General features: G+C 71.0%; 19 protein-coding genes. 11 read left to right on the top strand and 8 right to left on the bottom strand.

What is annotated here, in order from left to right:
* Positions 1-25: 25 nt before the first annotated feature.
* On the bottom strand, positions 26-1,570 hold the full coding sequence (locus G127AT_RS06330; RefSeq protein WP_210901161.1) for a YncE family protein: 1,545 nt from the start codon (positions 1,568-1,570) through the stop codon (positions 26-28).
* 123 nt (positions 1,571-1,693) lie between these two features.
* Positions 1,694-2,635 (bottom strand): VOC family protein, encoded by a 942-nt coding sequence (locus G127AT_RS06325; protein WP_210901872.1) that lies wholly within the window; start codon positions 2,633-2,635, stop codon positions 1,694-1,696.
* Between the two features lie 240 nt (positions 2,636-2,875).
* Here G127AT_RS06325 and G127AT_RS06320 point away from each other — a divergent pair, with 240 nt between their 5' ends.
* Positions 2,876-3,058 (top strand): hypothetical protein, encoded by a 183-nt coding sequence (locus tag G127AT_RS06320; protein WP_210901159.1) that lies wholly within the window; start codon positions 2,876-2,878, stop codon positions 3,056-3,058.
* A gap of 10 nt (positions 3,059-3,068) precedes the next feature.
* Here G127AT_RS06320 and G127AT_RS06315 read toward each other — a convergent pair whose 3' ends face one another.
* On the bottom strand, positions 3,069-3,857 hold the full coding sequence (locus G127AT_RS06315) for an Rv1352/Rv1906c domain-containing protein (protein WP_210901157.1): 789 nt from the start codon (positions 3,855-3,857) through the stop codon (positions 3,069-3,071).
* A gap of 197 nt (positions 3,858-4,054) precedes the next feature.
* On the opposite strand from G127AT_RS06315, the gene G127AT_RS06310 reads away from it, so the two are divergent.
* From G127AT_RS06310 to G127AT_RS06285, 6 genes are all read left to right on the top strand, one after another.
* Entirely contained in the window at positions 4,055-5,548 is a 1,494-nt protein-coding gene (locus G127AT_RS06310) for a type I restriction-modification system subunit M (RefSeq protein WP_210901155.1), read from the top strand.
* 478 nt (positions 5,549-6,026) lie between these two features.
* The gene (locus G127AT_RS06305; RefSeq protein ID WP_210901153.1) at positions 6,027-6,689 is read left to right on the top strand and encodes a restriction endonuclease subunit S domain-containing protein; all 663 of its coding nucleotides are present in this window, start codon (positions 6,027-6,029) and stop codon (positions 6,687-6,689) included.
* A 106-nt stretch (positions 6,690-6,795) separates the two neighbouring features.
* Entirely contained in the window at positions 6,796-7,089 is a 294-nt protein-coding gene (locus G127AT_RS06300; RefSeq protein ID WP_210901151.1) for a type II toxin-antitoxin system RelE/ParE family toxin, read from the top strand.
* A 32-nt stretch (positions 7,090-7,121) separates the two neighbouring features.
* The gene (locus G127AT_RS06295) at positions 7,122-8,204 is read left to right on the top strand and encodes an ImmA/IrrE family metallo-endopeptidase (protein WP_210901149.1); all 1,083 of its coding nucleotides are present in this window, start codon (positions 7,122-7,124) and stop codon (positions 8,202-8,204) included.
* A 164-nt stretch (positions 8,205-8,368) separates the two neighbouring features.
* Positions 8,369-8,827 carry a hypothetical protein gene (locus G127AT_RS06290; protein WP_210901147.1) on the top strand — a complete coding sequence of 153 codons (459 nt, stop codon included), beginning with the start codon at positions 8,369-8,371 and terminating at the stop codon, positions 8,825-8,827.
* 35 nt (positions 8,828-8,862) lie between these two features.
* A complete protein-coding gene (locus tag G127AT_RS06285) occupies positions 8,863-12,264 on the top strand; it encodes a DEAD/DEAH box helicase family protein (protein WP_210901146.1) in 3,402 nt (1,133 codons plus the stop codon).
* Between the two features lie 421 nt (positions 12,265-12,685).
* Here the strand turns inward: G127AT_RS06285 and G127AT_RS06280 are convergent, their stop codons facing one another.
* Complete coding sequence (locus G127AT_RS06280; protein ID WP_210901144.1) at positions 12,686-13,624, bottom strand: phosphoribosylaminoimidazolesuccinocarboxamide synthase; 939 nt, start codon at positions 13,622-13,624, stop codon at positions 12,686-12,688.
* 23 nt (positions 13,625-13,647) lie between these two features.
* The gene (gene purD, locus G127AT_RS06275; RefSeq protein WP_210901142.1) at positions 13,648-14,955 is read right to left on the bottom strand and encodes a phosphoribosylamine--glycine ligase; all 1,308 of its coding nucleotides are present in this window, start codon (positions 14,953-14,955) and stop codon (positions 13,648-13,650) included.
* Between the two features lie 80 nt (positions 14,956-15,035).
* Here purD and G127AT_RS06270 point away from each other — a divergent pair, with 80 nt between their 5' ends.
* On the top strand, positions 15,036-15,458 hold the full coding sequence (locus G127AT_RS06270; RefSeq protein ID WP_210901140.1) for a sterol carrier family protein: 423 nt from the start codon (positions 15,036-15,038) through the stop codon (positions 15,456-15,458).
* Positions 15,459-15,556: 98 nt separating this feature from the next.
* Positions 15,557-15,937: a hypothetical protein gene (locus G127AT_RS06265; RefSeq protein ID WP_210901138.1), complete on the top strand. Its 381-nt coding sequence runs from the start codon at positions 15,557-15,559 to the stop codon at positions 15,935-15,937.
* Between the two features lie 30 nt (positions 15,938-15,967).
* On the opposite strand, the gene G127AT_RS06260 is transcribed toward G127AT_RS06265, so the two are convergent.
* From G127AT_RS06260 to G127AT_RS06250, 3 genes are read right to left on the bottom strand one after another with little or no spacing between them, the layout of a single operon-like run.
* On the bottom strand, positions 15,968-16,861 hold the full coding sequence (locus G127AT_RS06260) for a heme ABC transporter ATP-binding protein (protein WP_210901136.1): 894 nt from the start codon (positions 16,859-16,861) through the stop codon (positions 15,968-15,970).
* Positions 16,858-18,039, bottom strand: a complete 1,182-nt coding sequence (locus G127AT_RS06255) for a FecCD family ABC transporter permease (RefSeq protein ID WP_210901134.1) — start codon at positions 18,037-18,039, stop codon at positions 16,858-16,860. Before G127AT_RS06255 ends, G127AT_RS06260 begins: the two co-directional genes overlap by 4 nt.
* A complete protein-coding gene (locus G127AT_RS06250) occupies positions 18,036-19,235 on the bottom strand; it encodes a heme/hemin ABC transporter substrate-binding protein (protein ID WP_210901132.1) in 1,200 nt (399 codons plus the stop codon). Before G127AT_RS06250 ends, G127AT_RS06255 begins: the two co-directional genes overlap by 4 nt.
* A gap of 126 nt (positions 19,236-19,361) precedes the next feature.
* Between G127AT_RS06250 and G127AT_RS06245 the strand changes: the two genes are divergently transcribed.
* Positions 19,362-22,724: an HtaA domain-containing protein gene (locus G127AT_RS06245; RefSeq protein ID WP_210901130.1), complete on the top strand. Its 3,363-nt coding sequence runs from the start codon at positions 19,362-19,364 to the stop codon at positions 22,722-22,724.
* Positions 22,725-22,877: 153 nt separating this feature from the next.
* On the top strand, positions 22,878-23,285 hold the full coding sequence (locus tag G127AT_RS06240) for a hypothetical protein (protein ID WP_210901128.1): 408 nt from the start codon (positions 22,878-22,880) through the stop codon (positions 23,283-23,285).
* The last annotated feature ends 74 nt before the right edge of the window (positions 23,286-23,359 follow it).

Here is a 23,359-nt window from a genome sequence, read left to right as displayed (position 1 = left end):
AAAGCGCCGACATCCACGGTCGCGTCTATGCGGCGCGGCGCCGTCGCATCGCCAGACCCAGTAGCGCAACGCCGGCCAGGAGTGCGGCGACCCCGCCGCCGGCGGATGCGCCGTCCACGCCGGTCTCGGCAAGCACCGGCTGCGGACAGTCGGTCGGGGCCGGCCCAGGAGACGGAGTCGGCGGAGTCGGGCACGGCGTCGGCCCCGGCGTCGGAGCGGGCGTCGGAGTGGGCGTCGGAGTGGGCGTCGGCGTCGGGGTCGGCTGCAGCGGGCCGACGAGCGCCGGGTCACCGGCGACGTCGCCGAAGATCAGGGACCTGGCGACGAGGCGGTACTGGACGGGGCCGTCCTCGACTTCGACCTCGAGCGAGGTTCCGCTCGCCCCCGGGATGTCCGTCCAGGTCCCGCCCGGATCCATTCGCTGCCACTGCATGGTTTCGAAGGCTGCGCCCGCGACGTCGCTCGTCAGGGTGAGGGGCTCGCCGACCGGCGCCTCGGTCTCGGCCGGCACAGCCGGCTCGACGACGGGCCGGAGGAATCGGTCGACGGCGACGAATCCTGCGCTCTGGATGTATCCGACATACGCAGCGGATCCGTCTTGGGCGACGGTCATGGCGGACGGGAAGTATCCGCTCGCTACTTCGATCTGGCCGAGCTCCTCGCCGGTGTGCGCATCCAAGACGGAGAATGCCGGGCCGTTCGACTGCGATCCGACGAGCAGGCGGTCGCCATCGGCGGTGATCGCCAGTTGTCCGGCCCGTTCCGCACCCGGCAGGTTCTGCGTCTCACCGCTCAGCGTGTCGATCCGGATGATCTGGTTCGCACCGGAGGCATACAGGGTCGAACCGTCGGGAGCGAGGGCGACGCTGACCGGGCGAGGTATCGGATAGGTGGTGATGACGGTGCCATCGGCGATGTCGACGGCGGCGATCAAGGCCCCGGATCCGTCGATGGCACCGTAGACGCTCATGTACAGCACATCGCCGACGATCACGCCCGACTGGAGGCCCACGGCGATCGCGCTCCCCCCGAGCGACAGACCGTCGGACTCCCAGAGGATCGTGCCCGTTTCGGCGTCGATCGCCTTGATGTGGCCGGCTGTCGCGGTGTTGTTGGCGTAGTCGCCGACGATCAGCGTCGTCCCGTCGGGGGACAGGGCGTTCAGGCGCCACTGTCCGCCTTCGGGGATCGCCCAGTCGCTGGTGAATACGCCGTCTCGGAGGGTGTACCCCTCGATGGATCCGGTTCGGGTGACATAGACGGGTCGGCCGTCTGCGGTCTCCGCCCCCGTCGAAACGCCCATGCTCGTGCCGACCGGCGACGAGACCGCGACCGGATCCTCCAGCAGGTTCACGGTGTACCCGTCGCCCAGGAAGTCGGAGCTGAACAGCAGCGATGCGTCGTCCGTGAGCGTGAGACCCAACGGGGCGAATCCCACCCCGAGGTCTATCGTCTGGTCGGCATCGTCGGCGTACGCGGCAGGTCCGGCGCCCGCCAGCACGAGCCCGAGGGCGATCGCGCTGCCTCCGACGATCGCCCCCGCCCGCCGCGCTCGCATCCATGCGTGCATGTTGGTTCCGCCTTTCCCCCTCAGGCTCCTGTGCGAAGAGTACCGGGATTCTGCTCTTCCTCACAACGGGGCTCGCGGGCGGCGTTCGGGCCGGGCCGCAGCGCGCCGGGTTCCGCAACCCGCCTACGCCGCGCGCACCTCGACGAGGTTCGCCCACGGGTCGTCGAAGGCGAGCGTGCGGCCGTCGTCGCGGCCGCGCACACCGTGGTGCGCCATGCGCTCGGCGAGGGCGCCCAGGTCATCCGCACCCGGCACGACGATCTCGACCTTGCCGAGGCCGAGGGTCGGCTGCCGGCGCCCCGCGCCGCGGCTGTTCCACACGTTCATCGCCATGTGGTGGTGGTAGCCGCCGGCCGACACGAACAGCGCCTGCCCCGGCATCTCGGTCGTGACCTCGAACCCGAGGCGGTTCACGTAGAACTCGCGGGCGGATGCCGTGTCGCCGACCGACAGGTGCACATGGCCGACGCGGGCGTCGGCGGGGGCCGCCGGGGCCGCGGTGCCGGGCGGGGCGGGATGCGCCGGGTCGGCGGTGCCCGTTGGGGCGGTGCCCGCGGGGGTTCGGTGCGCCGGGGCATCCACTGCGGAACCGCCCGCGACCACGCGCGCGATCGCCGCCTCGCTCAAGTGCTCGGACAGGTACGCGTTCGGGTCGAGGTACAGGGTCGCCATCTCGACGCGGCCGTGCACCCAGCTCCACGAGGAACGCTCGCGGTCGAAGTACAGCTCGACCCCGTTGCCCTCGGGATCGGTGAAGTAGAAGGCCTCGCTCACGAGATGGTCGGCGCTGCCCGTGAACGTGCCCGGGTATCGATGCGCGACCGACGCGATCGCCGCCGCCAACCCCTCGCGGGTGTCGAACACGATCGCCGTGTGGAACAGTCCCGCCGCGCCCGGGCTCGCCAGCCGCAGCTCGGGCGCATGCTGCAGGATGACCGCCGGCACGCCGCCGCGGCCGAGCACCGCGACCGGCCCGTCGTGCGCGATGAGATCGAGCGTCACGCCGTCGCGGTAGTACGCGATCATGCGGTCCAGATCGGCGACGCGAAGCGTCACCGCGCCCATGCCGGTGTCGGCCGCGAGGAGGTCCGCCGCCGCGTTCTGCCCGGGGTGGATGCCCTGGGCCCCCGCCGCGTTCGTGTCGATGCTCATGCAGGTATCCAACGCCTGTGGGGCATCCGGCATTCCGCGGGGCACTCCTGCGAAGCCGGTCGCGCCGCCGGCGCCGGCGAACGCCCGAGGGGGCGCGCTGCGGGCGCCGAATCGCCCCTCGCGGTGCGCGCCGAGCACAGCTAGCGTGGCGCCATGAACTACCTCGGGCTCGCCCTGGTCGTCGCCGTCGTGCTCGCCGCGATCAGCGTCATCGCCGCGCTGCGCCGCATGGCCGCGGCTGCGGAACGCACCGCGATCGCCGCCGAGCGGCAGGCCACCGCGACCGAGCGGCTGCTCGCGCACACCGCCGGGCGGGCGGGCGCCACCGCCGAATAGCGAGCGACGGCTACCCGATCTTCGTCCAGGCGCCGCAGCGATTCGACGAGAAATCCTGCCCGTCCGAGACGGTCACCTGCAGCGTGCCCATCTTGCCGAGGTCGTTCTCGATGATGTCGGAGTAGTTGCTGCCGGTCGCGGTGATCGACCAGTAGCACCGATCGCCCGTGACCTCGGCCTGATACGTTCCGGCTTCCATCGTCGTGCCGACGGTGTAGGCGTGGCCCGCTTGCAGCGTCGTCTCCTGCTTGTGCTGCTCGGCGGCCGAGACCTTCTTCTCGCGTTCGGCGAGGGCGCTCTCCTGCTCGGCGACGGCCGCCTCGCGCTCGCCGAGGTCGTCGACGCGCTCCTTGTAGGAGTCTCGCGAACTGCGCATGGCGTCGAGGTCGGACTCGGTTCGGGTGAGCGTTTCGTGTGCTTTCTCGAGATCGCCGGCGAGTTCGTCGCGGGCCTCCGCGGTCTCGGCGGCCTCGTCTGCCGAGCGCGAGGCGGCGGCGACGGCGATGCCGAATGCGCCCCAGCCGACGACCGCGATGGCGACGGCGACGAGCAGGCTGCGGCTGATGCGACGCGGCTTCGATACCGGGGCGGGTTCGCTGTCGGCGCGCGCCTCGGTCTCGGTCTCGGGCTCGGGCTCGGACTCGGGCTCGGGCTCGGCCTCCGCCTCGGCCTCCTGCCCGGCTTCGCCGCCTGCTGCCGGTTCGGCGGCGGGTGCGGAGTCGGGCGCGCCGACGGGTTCGTTCTCGGCCGATTCGGCATCGATGACGGGTTCGGTGCCGGGTTCGGTGACGGGCTCCATGCGGGTTCCTTTCGGTTCGGCTGCGGTGGATGCAGCAGCCGATCAGGTTCTCGCCGAAGCGGCCCGCCGTGCGAGTCCCACAAATGGGATGCCGTGTTCGGGGGGCGGCGCTCGGGGCATCCACGTCGGAGGGTCGCGGGTAGGCTCTGACGGGCCCGGCCTCGGTCGGCGGGGCGTGCGCCGTGGAGAGGATTCGGATGGTCGCGAGTGAGCTGCGCCCGCAGGTCGATCGGGTGTGGAACGCGTTCTGGTCGGGTGGCATCGCGAACCCGGTCGAGGTGATCGAGCAGATCACGTACCTGCTGTTCGTTCGCCGGCTCGATGAGGTCTACACGAGCCAGCTGCGCGCGATGGGCCGGGGCATCGCGGTCGGTCAGCCGGTGTTCCCCGACGGGGTGGATGAGCGCGGCCGGCCCTACAACGACTATCGCTGGCGCGAGTTCACGAACCGGTCGCCGCAGGAGATGTACGAGATCGTCGGCGAGCACGTGTTCCCGTATCTGCGGCGGCTGGGCGCCGAGGGTTCGAGTTACGCGCGCAACATGAAGGACGTGCGGTTCACGATTCCGACGCCGGCGCTGCTGGCGAAGGTGGTGGATCTGCTGCACGACATCCCGATGGAGGATCGGGATACGAAGGGCGACATCTACGAGTACATGCTCGGCAAGCTCGCCACGAGCGGCACCAACGGGCAGTTCCGCACGAGCCGGCACATCATCAGGTTCATGGTGGAGCTCATGCGGCCGACGCCCGAGGATCGCATCGTGGATCCCGCGGCCGGCACGGCGGGCTTCCTGGTCGCGGCGGGCGAGTACCTGCGCGAGCACCACCCCGAGATCCAGGTGGATGCCGGGTTGCGCCGTCATTTCGACACGGCGGCGTTCACCGGTTTCGACTCGGATGCCTCGATGGCACGCATCGCGAGCATGAACCTGCTGCTGCACGGGGTCGAGAACCCGACGATGGAACGAGCCGACGCGCTCGCCGAGGGCCATCTCGGGGGCGGGGACTACACGCTCGTGCTCGCGAACCCGCCGTTCGCCGGCAGCCTCGACTACGAGACGACGGCGAACGAGCTGCTCAGGGTCGTGAAGACGAAGAAGACGGAGCTGCTGTTCCTGGCGCGGATGCTGCAGCTGCTGCAGAACGGCGGGCGCGCTGCGGTGATCGTGCCGGACGGGGTGCTCTTCGGGTCGAGCAAGGCGCACAAGGAGCTTCGGCGCATCCTCGTCGAGGATCACAAACTCGACGGAGTCGTGAAGCTGCCGAGCGGAGTGTTCAAACCGTATACGGGGGTTTCGACGGCGATCCTGCTGTTCACGAAGACTTCGAGCGGCGGCACCGACGAGGTGTGGTTCTACGATGTGCGCGCCGACGGGTTCACCCTCGACGACAAGCGCACCGCGATCGAGGCGAACGACCTGCCCGACGCGCTGACCCGCTGGTTGAGCCTGTCGAAACCCGCTTCTCCGGAGCTCGACCGCCCCCGCACCGCGCAGAGCTTCACCGTGCCGAAGTCCGAGATCGAGGCGAACGGCTACGACCTGTCGATCAACCGCTACAGGGAGATCGAGCACGAAGAGGTCGAGCACCGCAGCCCCGAGGAGATCCTCGACGAACTGGATGCGCTCGAACTCGAGATCGCCGAGGGGCTGCGCGGGCTCCGCGCGAAGCTGCGGGGCGCGGCGTGACCCGCCTTAGCGACCTGATCAAGCCGGCAGGGAGTCGTGCAGGCGAGCGATCGGCTCCCGTGTACTCGGTGACAAAGCACCGCGGATTCGTCCGGAGTGATGCGTACTTCACGAAGCGTGTTTTTAGCGAAGATCTCTCTAGGTACAAACTCGTCGAGCCCGGTGACTTCGCGTACGCGACGATTCACCTCGACGAAGGATCGATCGGACGGGCACCTGAACGTGCGCTCATCAGCCCGATGTATACGGTTTTCGCTGTCAACGAGTCTCTTGTGGAGCCCGCTTTTCTCTTGCGCATGCTGAAGTCGCCCTTCGCGTTAGCACGATACGCAGCACTCGGACGTGGCACTGCGGAACGGCGAAAGTCGATCACGCTTGAAGCTCTTGGCAGGCTCGAATTCCCCTCCCGCCCCTCCCCGAGCAGCGTCGCATCGCCGCCATCCTCGACGAGGCCGACGCCCTCCGGCGAACCTCTGCAATGTGGGCCGCGACGCTTGACGAGTTGCTTTCGGCCGAGTTTGAAAGGCGATTCGAGACTCCTGCGCGAGCTGTGGCGGCGCGGAGAGTTAGCGAACTCGTAGCGAAACCGCTTCGGAACGGCATTTCTCCGGCATCCAATGGATTGATTCCCGGCGAGGTCCTGACACTCAGTGCGATCTCGGGCGTCCGCTTCGATCCCTCACAACGGAAGACGGCGATGTTCGCAGCGCAGCACGACATGAACAGGACGGTCGCTGCACGCGACCTGCTTGTGACGCGAGGGAACGGTAACCGCAATCTCGTCGGCAGGGGGCAACTCGTCGGTACGTCTGCGCCGAGTGTCGCTTTCCCCGACACGGTGATCGGAGTGACCTTCGACGAGCAGAAGGTCCTGCCGGAATACGCCGCGTTCGCCTGGAACCGTCCATCAGTGCGCCGTCAGATCGAAGCCGGAGCCAAAACCACGAACGGCACGTTCAAGATTAACCAGCAACTCGTTGAGTCTCTTGAGATTCCATGTCCGGCGTTCGACGAGCAGAAGCGATTCGCCGAACTGGCATTGTCTGTGGCAGAGCGTCGCATAGACGGAGAGCGAAGGGCATCCGCTCTCGACTCCCTCTTCGCCTCTTTGCAGCATCGGGCATTCGCCGGACAGCTGTGAGCGCATCGTGAAGCGCAAGACATGCGTCCGGCCTCCGTCGCGAACGACCGAGCGGGGAACTCTTCGCGGTTCGCATGATCTGTTACGATATAGGTAACATACTTCCATGCAGCTTGAGTTCGCGACGCGAGACCTCGAGAGAGTCTGCACCGATCCGCGGAGGATGCAGGCCAGGTTCAGGGCGGATGTCGCACGCGCACTCAAGCGGCGCCTTGCGGAGCTGAGCTACGTCGATGAACCGGCCGATCTGCTCCTCGGCACCGGAAGGTGGGAGGAGCTGCACGGAGATCGCTCCGGGCAATGGTCGGCCCGCCTCACCCGGAATTGGCGATTGATCGTGCGGCCTGTCGACCGGGCCGTCGTCACGGTGGAGATCATAGAGATCGTCGACTATCACTGAGCACCCCAGCGAGAGCAGGAGAGGAGAGAACCGTGGCTGCAACACTCGACTACGCCGTACCGACCGGCGAGTTCATCGCAGAGTGGATGGACGATGCAGGCATCAATGCTGCTGAGCTGTCTCGCCGACTCGGCGTCACGCCCAAGCACGTGAGCGAACTCCTGAGCGGCAAGGCTCCGCTCTCGCACGCTCTCGCGCTCGCGCTCGAACGCGTCACGGGCGTGCCCGCGCGAATCTGGAACCTCTACGAGTCCGGGTATCGCGACGCACTCGCGCGCGAGGCGACGACCAAAGACCTCGAAGCGCAGTACGAAGCGGCGAAGGCCTTCCCCCTCGGCTATCTGCGGAAGTGGCGCTTGATCGATGCGCCGGCGCGGGATCATGCTTCGACAGTTCGACAGCTCCTCGAGTTCCTCCGGGTCGCGAGTCTCGAGGCGTTCGAGACGAGCTGGAGCCGCGGAAACGTCGCCTATCGACGCTCGGCGGTCGGCCGCGAGAAGGCCGAGGCCCTCGCGACCTGGCTCGTACTCGCCGAGCGACAGCTCGACGGGCTCCGTGACATCCCGAGCTTCGATCGTCAGGGACTCACGGAACTGCTGCCGCGTCTTCGTAGCATGACGCGCGAGAACCCGGACGTGGCCATCGAGCAGGCGATCGAAGCGCTGGAATCCGTGGGGGTCGTCCTCCGGCTCGTGCCCGCGGTTCCCGGGCTCGGCCTCCACGGCGCCACACGGTGGGTCGACGGGCGCCCGGTCATCCAGCTGTCATTGCTCTGGAAGACCGATGACCAGCTCTGGTTCACCCTGTTCCACGAGCTCGGGCATGTGCTCCTGCACAGTGAACGCTCCCTCTTCGTGGCCGGCGCCGGGGCCGGAGTCGACGGTGAGACCGAAGCCGAAGCCGAAGCCGATCGATTCGCGGCCGAAACCCTCATCCCCACCGGCTATGAAGACAGGCTGCCACGTACTCGCGACGTGTCCGCCATCGAGTCCCTGGCCGCCGAACTCGGTATCGCACCCAGCATCGTCCTCGGGCGAGCCCAGCGGCTGACCCTCGACTACGCATGGGGACAGGCGCTTCGGCACCGGCTGGAATTCACCCCTCCCGAAGCCTGACGCGAACCAGGAAGGAGCGCGACTCTGGAGCGTTGAGCTCTGCGGGTTCGGCCACCCCAGATCGGGGGAGCAACGCCGGGATGCGGGGATCCCGGAGCTACCGTCGAAGCATCTCGAGAATCCTCGAACGTCTGACAGAGCCCCTCAAACCCGAAAGCGCCGCATTGCCTCTCACCACGAAAACCGCCCTCGTCCTCGTCGCCGCTTCGCTGCTGACGCTGACCTCGTGCTCGTCCGCCGCAGACACCGCCGGTGGCAGCGCACAGGGCTCCGTCGCAGCCGAACAGCAGGAACCGCTCGACCTCTCGGGACAGTGGACGCAGATGAACTCGGAGAGCGCCGACAGCTACCAGGCCGCGATCATCGATGGCGACACCATCACCGTCAACTGGGTGAACGAGGCAGACTCGTCGGCCGCGCTCTACTGGGCCGGAAGCTATGCGGCCCCCGGTGAAGCTGCCGATACGTACTCCTGGACGTCCGAGGGCGACACCGAACAGATGTCCAGTGCATTGCTCGCATCCGGGGACGACACGAAGGAATTCGCATACGCCGACGGCGTACTGTCGTACGAGCTGACCGCGATGGGCGTCACTATGACCGTCGAAATGAGTCAGGACTGACGTCGGGCCACCCACCCGCTACCGTGAGCGGTGAGATGAGCAACTTCCAGTTCTTCGCCGCTGAGTGGCCCGATATCGCCGCCGAGGCGCGCCGTGCCGAGCACTACTGCGCCGGCGACCCTCGCGGAGCGCTCTTCTACGCGCGTCGCACCGCGGAACTCGCCGTCACCTGGATGTACCGCGCCGACGGAGCGCTCAGCTGGCCGTACAAGAACGACTTCGTCGCCCTCATCCACGAGCCCGGGTTCAAGGCTCTCGTGGGTGAGGCCGTCTTCGTCAAGCTCAACCTGATCCGCAAGCGCGGCAACGACGCCGTGCACAAGACCGTGCGCTTCACGCCCGACGAAGCGCTGCGCATCGTCCGCGAGCTCTGGCACGTCCTCGTCTTCATCGCGAGCCGATACGCCGTCGACCCCGCGAACCGCCCGCCCGCCGGCATCCGCTTCGATGCCGCCCTCGTGCCGAAACCGAAGCCCGGGCTCATCCAGAAGACCCGAGCCGAACTCGCCGCCGCGCAGGCGGCGAACGAGGAGAAGGACCGCGAGCTCGCCGAGACCCGCGCCGCCAATGCGGAGCTCCTCGCCGAACTCGAAGCGCTCCGCGCCGAACGCACGCAGGCGGCCGAACGCAACGAGGCCGAACCCATCCCGCACGACCTCGACGAGGCATCCACTCGCAGCCTCTACGTCGACGTGCTGCTCCGCGAGGCCGGGTGGGACCCGCACGGAACCGACGTCGCCGAATACCCCGTCACCTTCGACGACGGCCGGGCCGGCCGTGTCGACTACGTGCTCTGGGGCGACGACGGCCGCCCGCTCGGACTCGTCGAAGCGAAGCGCACGAGGCTCGACGCCCGCGTCGGGCAGGAGCAGGCCCGGCGGTATGCGGATGCCCTCGAGGCGCGCTTCGGGCAGCGCCCCGTCATCTACACCTCCAACGGCTACGAGACGTGGATGTGGGACGACCTCGATGCCCCGCCCCGCCAGGTGCAGGGCCTCCGCACCCGGGACGAGCTCGAGCTGCTCGTGCAGCGCCGGGCGTCACGCAAGAAGTTGGCGTCCATCCCCATCGACGACGACATCGCCGGCCGGCCCTACCAGCACGAAGCGATCCGCGCCGTCACCGAAGCACTCGAACAGGGCGAACGCCGCGCGCTGGTCGTCATGGCGACCGGCAGCGGCAAGACGCGCACCGCGATCGCGCTCGTCGAACTCCTGCAGCAGGCCGGCTGGGTCAAACGCGTGCTCTTCCTCGCCGACCGCCGTGCGCTCGTGCGGCAGGCCGCCGCAGCTTTCAGGGCGCAGCTGCCCGACACCCCGGTCGCGACCCTGCTCGACGGAACCGGCGACGCCGCCGACGGGCGCATCGTCGTCTCGACGTACCCGACGATGCTGAACCTCATCGATCGCGGCACGGGCGATGGCGAGGCCGCGGGGCGTCTCGGGCCCGGCGCGTTCGATCTCGTCATCGTCGACGAGGCGCACCGCTCCGTCTACCGCAAGTACGGGGCGATCTTCGGATACTTCGACGCCCTGCTCATCGGCCTCACCGCGACCCCCGTCGACGAGGTCGACCGCAACACCTACCACCTCTTCCGCCTCGAAGACGGCGTGCCGACGTACGCGTACGAGCTCGAGAAGGCCATCGAGCAGGGCTACCTCATGCCGCCGGCCGCCACCGAGATCGCCAGCGAGTTCCTGCACCGCGGTATCCGCTACGACGAACGTTCCGCCGAGGAACGCGAGCTCTGGGACCTCACCGACTGGGGCGACGACGGCGACGTGCCCGATGCGGTGGATGCCGGTGCCTTCAACGCCTGGCTGTTCAACGAGAGCACGGTCGACGGAGTGCTCTCCACCCTCATGACGCAGGGTCGCACCGTCGCCGGCGGGGACCGACTCGGCAAGACGATCGTCTTCGCCCGGAACGAGGCGCACGCCCGATACATCCAGCAGCGCTTCGACGAGAACTACCCCGAATACCGCGGCACCTTCGCGCGCGTCATCACGCACCGCACCGAGCAGGCCGACCGCCTCATCGACCAGTTCTCGCGCCCCGACGAAGCGCCGCACATCGCGATCTCGGTCGACATGCTCGACACCGGCATCGACGTGCCCGAAGTCGTCAACCTCGTCTTCTTCAAATCGGTGTTCTCGAAGACGAAGTTCTGGCAGATGCTCGGCCGGGGCACCCGCCTGCGACCCGACCTCTACGGGCCGGGCCGCGACAAGGAGGACTTCGCCGTCTTCGACGTCGGCGGCAACATCGCCTTCTTCAACCAGGACCTCGGCAGGCTCGAACCGGGCACGAGCGCCTCGTTGCAGGAGCGCCTGTTCACCGCTCGTGTGCGCCTCGTCGAAGCGCTCGACGCCGGTGCTTCGGGTGTGGATGCCGCGAGCGCCGACCTCGAAGTGCGCCAGTCCGTGGTCGAGCACCTGCATCGCATCGTCGCCGGCATCCACCCGCGGAACGTGCTCGCCCGCCCCCACCTGCGCGCGATCGAGCGGTTCGTCGATGCCGCCGCCTGGCAGCCCGGCGCAGGCCCGCTCCGCGACGCCCTTGAACTCGCCTCGTTGCCCTCGGCCGCCCTCGCCGAAGACACCGACGAGCAGGCCAAACGGTTCGATGCGCTGCTGCTGCGGGCGCAGATCGCAGTCGCCGAAGGCGGCGCGGTGCCCGATGCGATCCGCGACCGCGTCCGAGCTCTCGCGCAGGCCATGGGGCAGCAACGGGCGATCCCGCTCGTCGCGGCGCAGGGCGAACTCATCGAAGCCGTCGCCTCGCCCGAGTGGTGGCAGGACGTCACGGTGCCGCTGCTCGAACTGGCCCGCACGCGCCTGCGCAGCCTCGTGCGGCTCGTGCCGGCCGCCCGCCAGAAACCCGTCTACGCCGACTTCGCCGACACGATCGAAATCGCCGACGCCGAGCTCACGCTGCGCCAGCCGGGCGTCGACCAGGCGAGGTTCGCCGACAAGGTGCGCGCGTTCCTCGCCGAATACGAGAGCACGACCCTCTTCAAGGTGCGCAGCGGCCGGCAGCTCACCGATACCGACCTCGCCGAACTCGAACGCATCCTCATCGACATCGGCGGGTTCTCGGCCGACGAAGTGGATGCCCAAGCCGGTCTCGCCGGCGGGCTCGGCCGCCTCATCCGCTCGATCGTCGGCCTCGACGGTGCCGCCGCCCGCTCATTCCTCGAGGACTACCTCGCCGCCTCCCTGCCGTTCAATGCCCGGCAGATCGGCTACCTCGACCTCGTCGTCGACCACCTCGCCAAAGACGGCCGTGTCGACGTGGAACTGCTGTATTCAGCGCCGTTCCGCGAACGCGGATCCGGCGACCCCGAAGACCTCTTCGGCGACGACGGGGCAGACGCGCTCACGACCGCGCTGCGCGACCTCGACGAGGCCGCCGCGCCGCCGCAGCTCGCCGGCTGACAGCCCCGGGCATCCACTCGCCGGCTCCGCGCCCCGCGCTCGCCGCGCGCTGCGCAACCCCGCGCCCGCGCTGCATCCACGTTGGAGGTCGACTCTCCCGTTGGAGGCGGCGGATCCACGCCCTCCAGCGGGAGAACCGACTTCCTTCGCGCCGGCCGCGCGCACCGGGAGCACCGGATTCCCGCAGGAGTGCCGATCTCCCGTCCGCGACGGGCTAGGAGTGCCGATCTCCCGCGGGAGTACCCGGATCCCGGCACTCCGGCGGGAGATCGGCACTCCTGCGGAGCCGGATGTGCAGGCGGCGCGCAGACGGGCCCGCGCGCGAACGGCGCGCACACGGATGGCGCGCGCACCAACGCCGCGCGCACGAACGGCACGCGTGCGAACGGGTCCGCGCGAAACGCGCGAGGGTGCCCCCCCCCTACACCCCCGTCAGCCGGTCCACGAGCGCGCGGTAGCGCTCCACGGTCTGCTCGACAATCTCGTGGGGCAGCGTCGGCGGGGGAGTGCCGGTGCCTTCGTCCCAGTTGGCGGCGAGCCAGTTGCGCACGATCTGCTTGTCGAAGCTCGCGAGCCGGAGTTCGGGGCTCGGCGCGGCGACGTAGGCCTCCGCATCCCAGTACCGGCTGGAGTCGCTGGTGAGCACCTCGTCGGCGAGGGTGACGATGCCGGTGGCGCGGTCGGCGCCGAATTCGAACTTGGTGTCGGCGAGGATGATGCCGCGCGATTCGGCGACCTCGGAGGCGTGCCGGAAGATCTCGAGCGAGATGCCGCGGAGTTGTTCGGCGACGGTTTCTCCGACGAGTTCGACGGTGCGGGCATAGTCGATGTTGACGTCGTGGCCGCCGGCGGGCGCCTTCCAGGCGGGGGTGTAGATCGGTTCGGGCAGACGGTCGCCCTCGGTGAGGCCGGCGGGCAGCGGCAGGCCGCCGATCGCGCCGGTCTCGAGGTATTCGCGGTAGCCGGAGCCGGCGAGGTAGCCGCGCACGACGCATTCGATCGGGAACATGTCGAGGGTGCGGCAGAGCATCGCCCGCCCGGCGATCTCCTCGGGGATCGGCGGCACGTCGAGGCGGTCGTCTTCGGCGTAGGCGAGGTGGTTCGGCACCTCGGGCAGCTGCTCGAACCACCAGCGGCTGAGCCGGGTGAGCAGTTCCCCCTTGCCGGGGATCGCGGGCTCGAGCACATGGTCGAAGGCGCTGACGCGGTCGCTTGCGATGACGAGGACGACGGGGGAGAGTTCGAGCGGGTTGCCGCTCCAGGTCTCGTCGGCGTCGAGCACGCGCTGCGGCACGTAGAGGTCGCGCACCTTCCCCGAATACACGTGGCGCCATCCGGCATCCACCAGCTGCTGGCTCATGCGATCCCCTTTCGAACGAACGGTCAGTCCGCGACGCGCGCGGCGATATCGGTGCGGAACTGCCCGCCGTCCAGCCCGATGCGATCGATCGCCTCGTAGGCGCGCGTGCGGGCCTCGATGAAGTCGGCTCCGGTGGCGACGACGCTCAGCACCCGGCCGCCGGTCGCGACGAGGCCGCCGTCCGGGGCGGCGGCGGTCGCGGCATGGTCGAGGTGCACGCCGGGAGTGGATGCCGCGGCCTCCAGCCCCGTCAGCGCACGGCCCGTTTCGGGCGCTGCCGGGTAGCCCTCGCTCGCGAGCACGACGGTGATCGCGACTTGGTCGCGGAAGACGGGCGCGGGCCGCCCGCCGAGGCCGCCGGTGGATGCCGCGAGCAGCAGCCCCGACAGCGGCGTCGCCAGGCGCGCAAGCACGACCTGCGTTTCGGGGTCGCCGAAGCGGGCGTTGAACTCGATGACGCGGATGCCGCGTTCGGTGAGGATGAGGCCGGCGTACAGCAGGCCGATGAACGGCGTCTGCGCTACGGCGAGGCGCCGCACGGTGGGCAGTGCGATCGTCTCGGTGACCTCGTCGACGAAGGCCTGCTCGCTGCCGAAGCGTTCGGCGAGCCACGGCAGCGGCGAGTACGCGCCCATGCCGCCCGTGTTCGGGCCTTCGTCGCCGTCGAGGAGGCGCTTGTAGTCCTGCGCGGGCGACAGCGGCAGCACGTTCGTGCCGTCGGAGAGGAAGAACAGCGACACCTCGGGCCCCGACAGGAACTCCTCGATCAGCACCGGCCCGAGCTGCAGATACTGGGCGGCGTGGGCGAGCGCCGCGTCGCGGTCGTCGGTGACGAGCACGCCCTTGCCGGCGGCGAGCCCGTCGGCCTTCACGACGTACGGGGCGCCGTATTCGTCGAGGGTCGCGGCGACGTCGTCCAGGGTCGCGGCCAGGCGTGCACCGCCCGTCGGAACGCCGGCTTCTTCCATGATCTGCTTCGCGAACGACTTCGACCCCTCGAGGCGGGCGGCCTCGCGGCCGGGCCCGAAGACGGCGATGCCGCGGGTGCGGACGGCGTCGGCGACGCCGGCGACGAGGGGCGCCTCGGGGCCGACGACGACGAGCTGCACGTTCTCGTCGGTCGCGAAGTCGGCGACGATCACGGGGTCGTTCGCGTCGAGCGCGACGGTCGTGACGGTGCCGGACGCGGGGTCCGCATCGGGGCCCGCAGTGGATGCCGCGATACCGGCATTGCCGGGGGCGACGATGATCTCGTGGCCGGCCCCCTCGGCGAGCAGGGCGAGGACGATGGCATGCTCCCGGGCGCCGGAGCCGAGCACGAGGATTCTCACGCCCTCAGGCTACCGGGCGCGCACACCCTCCCGCGGGCGCGGGCGCACTGTTCGAGACCGACCGATGGAAGGATGAGGGCATGGCTCGGGCGAGGATCGCGGACGTGGAGGGGCGCGACGCCGTGCGCGCGTGGGCGCGCGCGGGCGCGGATACGGCGCCGGCCGGCGGTGTGGATGCCGGGGCGCAGCGCCCCACGGCATCCATCGACCGGAACACGCTCGCCCTCGCCGTGCGGTACACCCTGCAGCTGCTCGCCGAGATCGCCCCCGGGCACACCGTCGAGGTGCGCGTGCCGCCGTTCGGCGCCGTGCAGTGCGTCGAGGGGCCCCGCCACACCCGCGGCACGCCGCCGAACGTCGTCGAGACCGATGCGGAGACGTGGCTCGCGCTCGCCGTCGGCGACGCGTCGTGGCAACAGGCTCGGGATGCCGGGCGCATCCACGCATCCGGCTCGCGCGCCGACCTCACGGGGCTCGTGCCGGTCGTCGACCGCGTGCGCTGAGCCCCGCGCCGACCGGGCGCCCTGAATCAGCGCCGACCGGGCGCGCTGATCGTCCCGAATCCGTGCCGCGCGAGACGACTGCGCGCTAGCTTGAGCCCATGACGACCGCGGCCGCCATCATCCTCCTCGCCATCCTCGCCCTGTTCACCGTGCTGCAGATCGCCCTCATCGCGGGCGCGCCGCTCGGCTCGCTCGCCTGGGGCGGCGCCGACCGGGTGCTGCCCGCCCGCAAACGCGTCGGCAGCGTCGTCGCGATCGTGCTGTACGTGCTCTTCGCCTGGTTCTTCGCGATGCGCGCCGGGCTGCTGCCGCTCGTGCTGCCCGAGATCGTCGTGGTCGTCGGATGCTGGATCGTCACCGTCTACCTCGCGCTCGGCACCGTGATGAACGCGCTGTCGAAGAGCAAGCCGGAGCGCTACGCCTCGGGCGCGGCGAGCCTCGTCCTCTTCGTGTGCGCCCTCATCGTCTCGCTCGGCTGAGCGCGGGGCGCATGGTTCCTCCGCCGGCGCTCAACGCACGGGCAGCACCAGCGGGGCGCCCGTGCGCGGGTGGGGGGTGACGTCGACGGCCTGACCGTAGACCTCCTCGATGCGTTCGGCCGTGAGGACCTCGGCGGGCGACCCGGTCGCGACGACGCGGCCGCGGCGGAGCAGCGTGATGTCGTCGGCATAGGCGGCGGCGACGTTCAGCTCGTGCAGCACGACGACGACGGTGCGCCCGGCGGCCGCATGGGCGCGCGCGAGCCGCATGACGTCCTCCTGATGCTTCAGGTCGAGGGCGGCCGTCGGCTCGTCGAGCAGCAGCACCTCCGCCTGCTGGGCGACGACGCGGGCCAGGGCGACGCGCGCCCGCTCCCCGCCCGAGAGCGAGGGAACGGTGCGCTCGCCGAGGTGCGCGACGTCGGCATCCGCCATCGCCCGCTCGACCTCGGCATCGTCGTCGTCGGCGGCGGGGGTGCGGGCCCACGGATGCCGCCCCATCGCGACGACCTCGCGCACCGGGAACGGGAAGCTCACCTGATGCTCCTGGGTGAGCACCGCCCGCTGCCGGGCCAGCTCCTTCAGCGACCATGCGCCGACCGGCCGGCCGAGCATGGCCACCGTGCCGGCCGCGACGGCCCCGGTGTCGCCGGCGAGCACGCCGAGCAGGGTGGACTTGCCGGCGCCGTTCGGCCCGATGAGGGCGTGCACGCGGCCGGTGGATGCCGTGAAGTCGACCCCGTCGAGCAGGGTCGCCCCGTCGATGCGCACCGTGAGGCCGCGGGCGGCGAGCACCGGGCCTGCTCCGGCCGGTGCGGCGGCTCCGGAAGCCGCGGCGAGTACCGGGCCTGCGGCGGCGCCCGACGCGGCTGGCGGCACGGCCGGGGCGGGCGCGCTCACGGCATCCACTCGCGAATCGCTCATCCCCAGCCTCCGGAACGCTTGCGGGTGCGACGCAGCAACCAGAAGAAGAAGGGGCCGCCGACGATCGAGGTGAGCATGCCGATCGGCAGGTCCGCCATCGGCATCGCCGTGCGCGCGACGAGGTCGGCGACGACGAGCAGCAGGGCGCCGCCGAGGGCGCTGGCGACGATGAGCGCCCGGTGCGAGGGGCCGATGATCATCCGCATGAGATGGGGCACGATGAGCCCCACGAACGCGATGATGCCCGCGAACGCGACCGCCGAGCAGACCAGCACGGCGACGATGACGATCGCGATGATCCGCACCCGTTCGACGTTCACGCCGAGGTGGCGGGCTCCGCGCTCGCCGAGGGAGAACAGGTCGAGCCGGCGGCCGAGCACGAGCGCGGCGACGAGGGCGACCACGATGAGCGGCAGCATGACCGCAGCCTCCTGCCAGCGGGCGCCGTTCAGCGAACCGAGCTGCCAGAACACGATCTCCTCGCGGCTCGCGTTGTCGCCGATGAAGGTCATGAATGCGAGCGCCCCCGAGGTGAACGCGTTGATCGCGATGCCGGTGAGCACCAGGGTGACGATCTCGGTGCGGCCCCCGGCGCGGCTCGCGAAGTAGACGAGCAGCGTCGTCGCGAGCCCGGCGACGAACGCGGAGCCGGCCGTGGCCCAGTCGCCCGCGGCCGTCCAGCCGAACACGATCGCCGCCGCGGCCCCGAGCGCGGCGCCCGAGGAGACGCCGACGACCCCGGGCTCGGCGAGGGGGTTCGCGAACACGGCCTGCATGACGGTGCCGGCGACGGCGAGGGCCGCGCCGATGAGCAGGGCCATGACGATGCGCGGGAAGCGGATGTTCCAGAGCGCCGAGTCGGTGTTCGGCACCGCCTCGGGGGCGGTTTCGAGGCCGATGGCGCGCATGAGGCTCGCCCACACCTCGCCGGGGGCGATCTGCAGCTGACCGCTGCCGGCCGACCACAGCATCGCCGCGACGAGGGCCGCGCCGAGCGCGGTGAAGAGAATCGTACGACGGGTGCGGATGCCCCGGGCCGGCTCGGGCGTGCCGGGGTGGATGCCGGAGCGCGCCGCCCCCGTGGGGGCTGCGTTCGAGGACGCCGCGCCGGAGGGCGCCGCCCCCGGGGTCGGGCGCGACCCGGCATCCGCACCCGAATGCTCGGCGACCGTGCTCATTCGCTGCTGCCCTCGGGGACGTAGATCGCACGCGCGAGGGCGTCGACGACGGCCGGGGTGCGGGGGCCGAAGCCGAGGATCTCGGTGTCGGCCATGTCGATGAAGCGGCGGTGCTCGCCGGCGGGCGTCGAGGCCAGGGCCGGCAGGCGTTCGAGCAGGCCGTCGACGCCGCCGGCGGATTCGAGGCCGCCCGTCATGAGCAGCACGACGTCGGGGGCCGCTTCGACGAGGGCTTCGGCGGTGATGGGGCGCATGCCCGTCCAGCCGATCTCGCCGGCGACGTCGCGCCCGCCGGCGGCCTCGATGAGGGAATCGGCGCCCGACTCCTCGCCGAACAGGTAGTAGACGTTCGCATTGCCGCGCACGTAGAGGAAGAGGGTGCGCGGGCGGTCGGCCTCCGCCGGGATCGCCGCCCGGATGCCGGCCGTCACCTCGTCGAGGCCGCCCTGCACCTGTTCGGTCAGCAGCCGGCCGCGCTCGGGCACGCCGAGGGCCGCGGCGACCTCGCCGATGACCTCGGCGACGTTGTCGACCGTGCGCTCCTGCGTCGTCGTGACGACGGGGATGCCGGCGTCGCGGAGCTGGCCGAGCACGTCGCGCGGTCCGAGCGTGGTGTCGGTGATGACGACGTCGGGGTCGAGGGAGAGGATCGCCTCGGCCGTGAGGCTGTGGCCGCCGTGGGTGACGACGGGCAGCTCGGCGGCGGCGGCGAACCCGGTCGAGGAGTCGCGGCCGACGACCCGGTCGCCGAGCCCGAGGGCGAAGACGGTCGCGGCGAGGGTGCCCGAGATGTCGAGCGCGAGGATGCGGTCGGCGCTTTCGACGGTGACCTCGGTTCCGGATGCGTCGGTGACGGTCACGGGCATCGCCGGCTGTTCGTCGGAGTCGACCTCGGGCAGCGCGGTGTCGGCGAGACAGGCCGTGGCCGGCCCGGTGAGCTCGCGCGGGGTCTGCGAGACGGCGAGTTCGGCGAAGGGCGTCGCGCCGCCGGGGCATTCGGGTTCGCCGGGGGTGGATGCCGCGGCACCCCCGTTCGGGGAGGGGGCCCCGCATGCGGTGAGCACGACCGTCGCGGCGAGCAGGAGAGCGACGGCCGCCGGGCGGCGCGCGGCGGCCGTGGGCCGAACCGGGCGGTGCTCGCCCCCCGCGGATTCGCGGGCGGGGCGCTTCGCGGGGCGGCGCGTGATCGGGTTCATGCGGGCTCGGATCTCTCGGACTGGTGCATCTGGGATTAGCTGAGGCTAAGCTTACTTGGCGAAACCCGCTTTCCAACCCGGCCCGCACCGACGAGGTGCGAACGCCCCTGCCCGAAGGACCGCGTCGTGAAGACACCGTCGACCACCCCACCCCGCTCGCGTCGCCGCTGGCTCGCGGGCCTGCTCGCCGCAGCGCTCGCCCTCGGCGGCTCGCTCACCGCGGCCGCGCCCGCGCTCGCCGCCGACGCGGCCGTGCCGACGGTCACGGCGACCGAAGCGCCGCGTGAGGGCGGGACGGTCACCGTCACCGGCACCGGGTTCTCGCCGGCCGCGCCCGGCGTGTACGTCGGACTCGCCCCGGCGGCCGCGACGAGCTTCTACCTGAGCAGCAGCCTCCTCATCGACACGGTCTGGGTCGGCCCCGGCAATGCCGACGAGCTCGGCGACTCGGGCCGCACTGCCCCGCTCGAAGCCGACGGCTCCTTCAGCATCGAATTCACCGTGCCCGCATTCTCCGACGAGACGCCCGAGTACGTCGTGCTCACCTCCAAGGCGCACGGGCAGGGCTTCGGGGACCCGAGCCAGAACACCCGCACGGCTGTTCCGTTCGCCGAGCCCGAGCTGGAGCCGGTCGCCGACCCGCAGCTCACGGTGACGCCGGCGACGGGTATCGACCCGGCCGTCGAGAACACCTTCACGATCTCGGGGACGGGATACGTCGGTGCGGGCGCGGCGAGCGGCGCGTACGTGCTGCTCGGCGATGCCGGCATCTGGGACGGATCGGGTCCGCTCGCGTCCGCCGGCTGGCTGGCGCAGGGCTGGGTGATGCCGCAGCAGATCCAGGGCGGCGCGTTCACGACGATCCTGACCGTTCCGGCCGATTCCTTCGACCCCGCCGGCGACTACGTCGTGGCGACCTCGGCCGCGCACGGCCTCTCGGTCACCGACCGCACCCTCGACGCCTTCCAGCCGCTCACGATCGCGCAGCCGGAACCCGAGCCGTCCACCCCGACCGTCACCGTCTCCAAGACGAGCGGGCTCGACCCCGAGGGCGAGACCGTGACCGTGCGAGGCGCGGGCTTCGCTCCCGTCGCTCCCGAAACCACCGGCACGCGCCCGCCGCTCGCGGGCTCCTTCGGCGGCGCGTACGTCGTCTTCGGGTCGTTCCTCGAAGACTGGAAGCCCTCGGCCGGCGCCCCGTCGTCGGCGCGCAAGGTCGACCAGCAGAAGTGGGTCGTCGACGCCGCCGACGCCGCCAAGATCGGCGGCGCGGCCGCCGGTGCCGTTCCGATCGCCGCCGACGGATCGTTCGAGGTCGAGCTCGAGGTCTCCGCGTTCGACGCCGCCCTCGAAGACGGCCGCTTCGGCATCTACACGTACCCCGGCAGCGGGGCGAAGTACGCGCCGTTCGAGACCGAGACCCTCATCTCCTTTGCCGACGAGACCGACCCGGGCACGGACCCCGGAACCGACCCCGGCACCGATCCCGCCGCCCAGGTGAAGCTCTCCGTCACCCCCTCGAAGAACCTCGACGGCACCAAGGCCAACACCCTCACCGTGACCGGCGCGGGCTACACCGGCCCGGGTGCCGCGCAGGGCGTCTACGTGCTCTTCGGCGAGTCGAAGGTGTGGAACGGGTCCGGCCCGCTCGTCGCCGACGGCTGGATCGCCCAGGCATGGGTGCAGCCGTCGCGCATCGTCGACGGCTCCTTCACCACCACGTTCGACGTCCCCGCCGGCACGCTGAGCCCCGCCGGCGACTACGTCGTCGCGACCTCCGCCGCGCACGGGCTGTCGGCCACCGACCGCAGCCTCGACGCCTTCGCCCCGGTCACCGTCGCGAGCGGCGCCGCCGAGCCCGGCACGCCGACCGCGCCCAAGCCGCCCGTGCAGCATCCGCAACCGGCGGCACCGGCCCCCTCGGCCGTCGGAGGCTCCCTGAGCTGGGGCGTCTCGGCGTCGTTCACCGACTACATCACCGACCGCATCGCGAAGGGCAGCATCACCCTCGACGGGGCGACCCGCGGAGCCGACGGCGCGTTCCAGTTCGGCCAGTCCGGCGGCAGCTTCGACCAGGCCACGGGCCGCGGCACGGCGGAATACGCCGGCGCCGTGCGGTTCTGGGGCCACGGCGGGCAGCTCGACGTGACCTTCGCCGACCCGGCTCTGCGCATCGTCTCCGGCAGCGAGGGCATCCTCTCCGTCGTCTCCGGCGGCACCCGCATCGACCTCGCGAGCGTCGACCTCGCCGAAGCGGGCGTCTCCCGCTCCGGCGGCGCGACGAGCTTCGCCGGCGCCCCGGTCACCCTCCTCGAGAGCGGCGAGCCCGCCTTCGCCGGCTACTACAACGCCGGTCAGGCGCTCGCACCGCTCACCGCGACCATCGGATCGCCGGCCGCCGCGCCGGCCGGTGACACCGGAACCGTCGCCTCCGCGGCATCCACCGCCGGCACCGCGGCTCGCGACGTGCCGGCCGCCCCGCCCGCCACGACCGGCATCGAACTCGACGACGCCACCCTCGCCAAGCTCGTCGCCGGCGAGGTCGTCACGATCTCGGCCGACGGCTTCGAGCCGAACGAGACCGGCATCCACGTCGTCGTCTACTCCGACCCGATCGTGCTCGACCGCGATGTGCGGGCGGACGCCGACGGCGTCGCCACCTGGACGGGTGCACTGCCCGCCGGGCTCGAACCCGGCATCCACACCCTGACCTTCCAGGGGTCGATCACGAAGGGCGTGCAGTTCACGATCGCCGCCGACGACCGATGCGCGGTGGATGCCGCGACGCTCGACTGGGCGTTCAAGGAGTCCTTCACCTCGTACCTCACGAGCGGCATCGCGAACGGCGACTGGGTGCTCGGCGGCGGGGCGAAGGAAGACGGCGGGCTGTTCACGTTCGCCGGCGGATCGGGCGCATTCGACCCCGAGCGCGAACGCGGCCTCGTCTCCTTCGGCGGCAGCATCGAGTTCACCGGCCATGACGGAGCCCTCGACACCACCATCGCGAACCCCGGCCTCGAGTTCGACGGCACGGGTGCGGCCTACCTGACGCTCGATGTCACCGGCACGACGCAGGAAGGCCAGACGGTCGCCGCCGACGGCATCCGCTTCGCCGTGCTCGACCTCGCGGCCGCCGCCATCACCCGCGACGGCTCAGGGCTCACCGCGAGCGGCGTGCCCGCCGAGCTCACCGCGGAGGGCGCGGCCGCCTTCGGCACCTACGACGCCGGCGAAGCGCTCGACCCCGTGGGCTTCGCGATCCCCGTCGCGGCCGACTGCGGGCTCGCGCTCGCCGCGGCATCCGACGTCGACGTCGAGGCGGCCGGGGCCGGCATCGGGGCGGATGCCTCGACCTCCGTCGTCAGCGGATCCACGTTCCCGTGGGCGCTGATCTGGGCGATCGTCGCACTCGCCGTCGTGCTCGCCGCCCTCGCGGTCGTCTTCGAGATGCGTCGCCGCCGTCGGCTCGCCGCGGCCAGCGCCGAGTAGGGCACCGCACGCGGCTCACGAAGGGCGCTCCGGCTTCGCCGGGGCGCCCTTTCGTGTGCCTGCCCTTTCGTGTGCCTGCCCTTTTCGCGGGCGCGGAGCGGGCTGCGTCACACGACGGGCGGCGCTCCCAGGAGGGTGCGCGACAATGGAGGGGTGAGCCAGACACCGAGTGAGTCCGCGCCGGAGCCGGAAGCCGCGGCATCCGCACCCGACACGCCCGAGGCCGCCCAGCATGCCGCCGAGGCGCCCGTCGAGGCGAACCGTGCCGAGCCGGAGCTCGTGACCGAGACCGTGCGCGACGAGGTCGTGGTGCGCAAGGCGCCGCGGGTCGGCGTGTTCCTGGTGCTCGGCGTGGCGGTCGGGGTGCTCGCGGCGCTCGTGCTGACGTTCGCGTTCCCCGAGAACGCGGAATTCGATCGCGGGCAGGTCTTCGGCTTCCTGCTGCTCGGCTGCGGCGCCGTCGGCGCGGCGCTCGGCGGGCTCGTCGCCGTCGTCCTCGACCGCACCTCGACCAAGCGTGCGAGAACCGTCATCGCGGAGCACGACGAAACCCACCGCTGACCCGCGACCCGGCTCCGCCCGGGCGCCCTGCGTCCCCTGCGCAATGCAGGAACCCACTCGGCGTGTCGCCCTGC

It is taken from the genome of Agromyces archimandritae (assembly GCF_018024495.1).
Taxonomy (GTDB): domain Bacteria; phylum Actinomycetota; class Actinomycetes; order Actinomycetales; family Microbacteriaceae; genus Agromyces; species Agromyces archimandritae.
The sequence above is the reverse complement of the archived record's forward strand: the minus strand, read 5'-3'. Positions and strand labels throughout refer to the sequence as shown.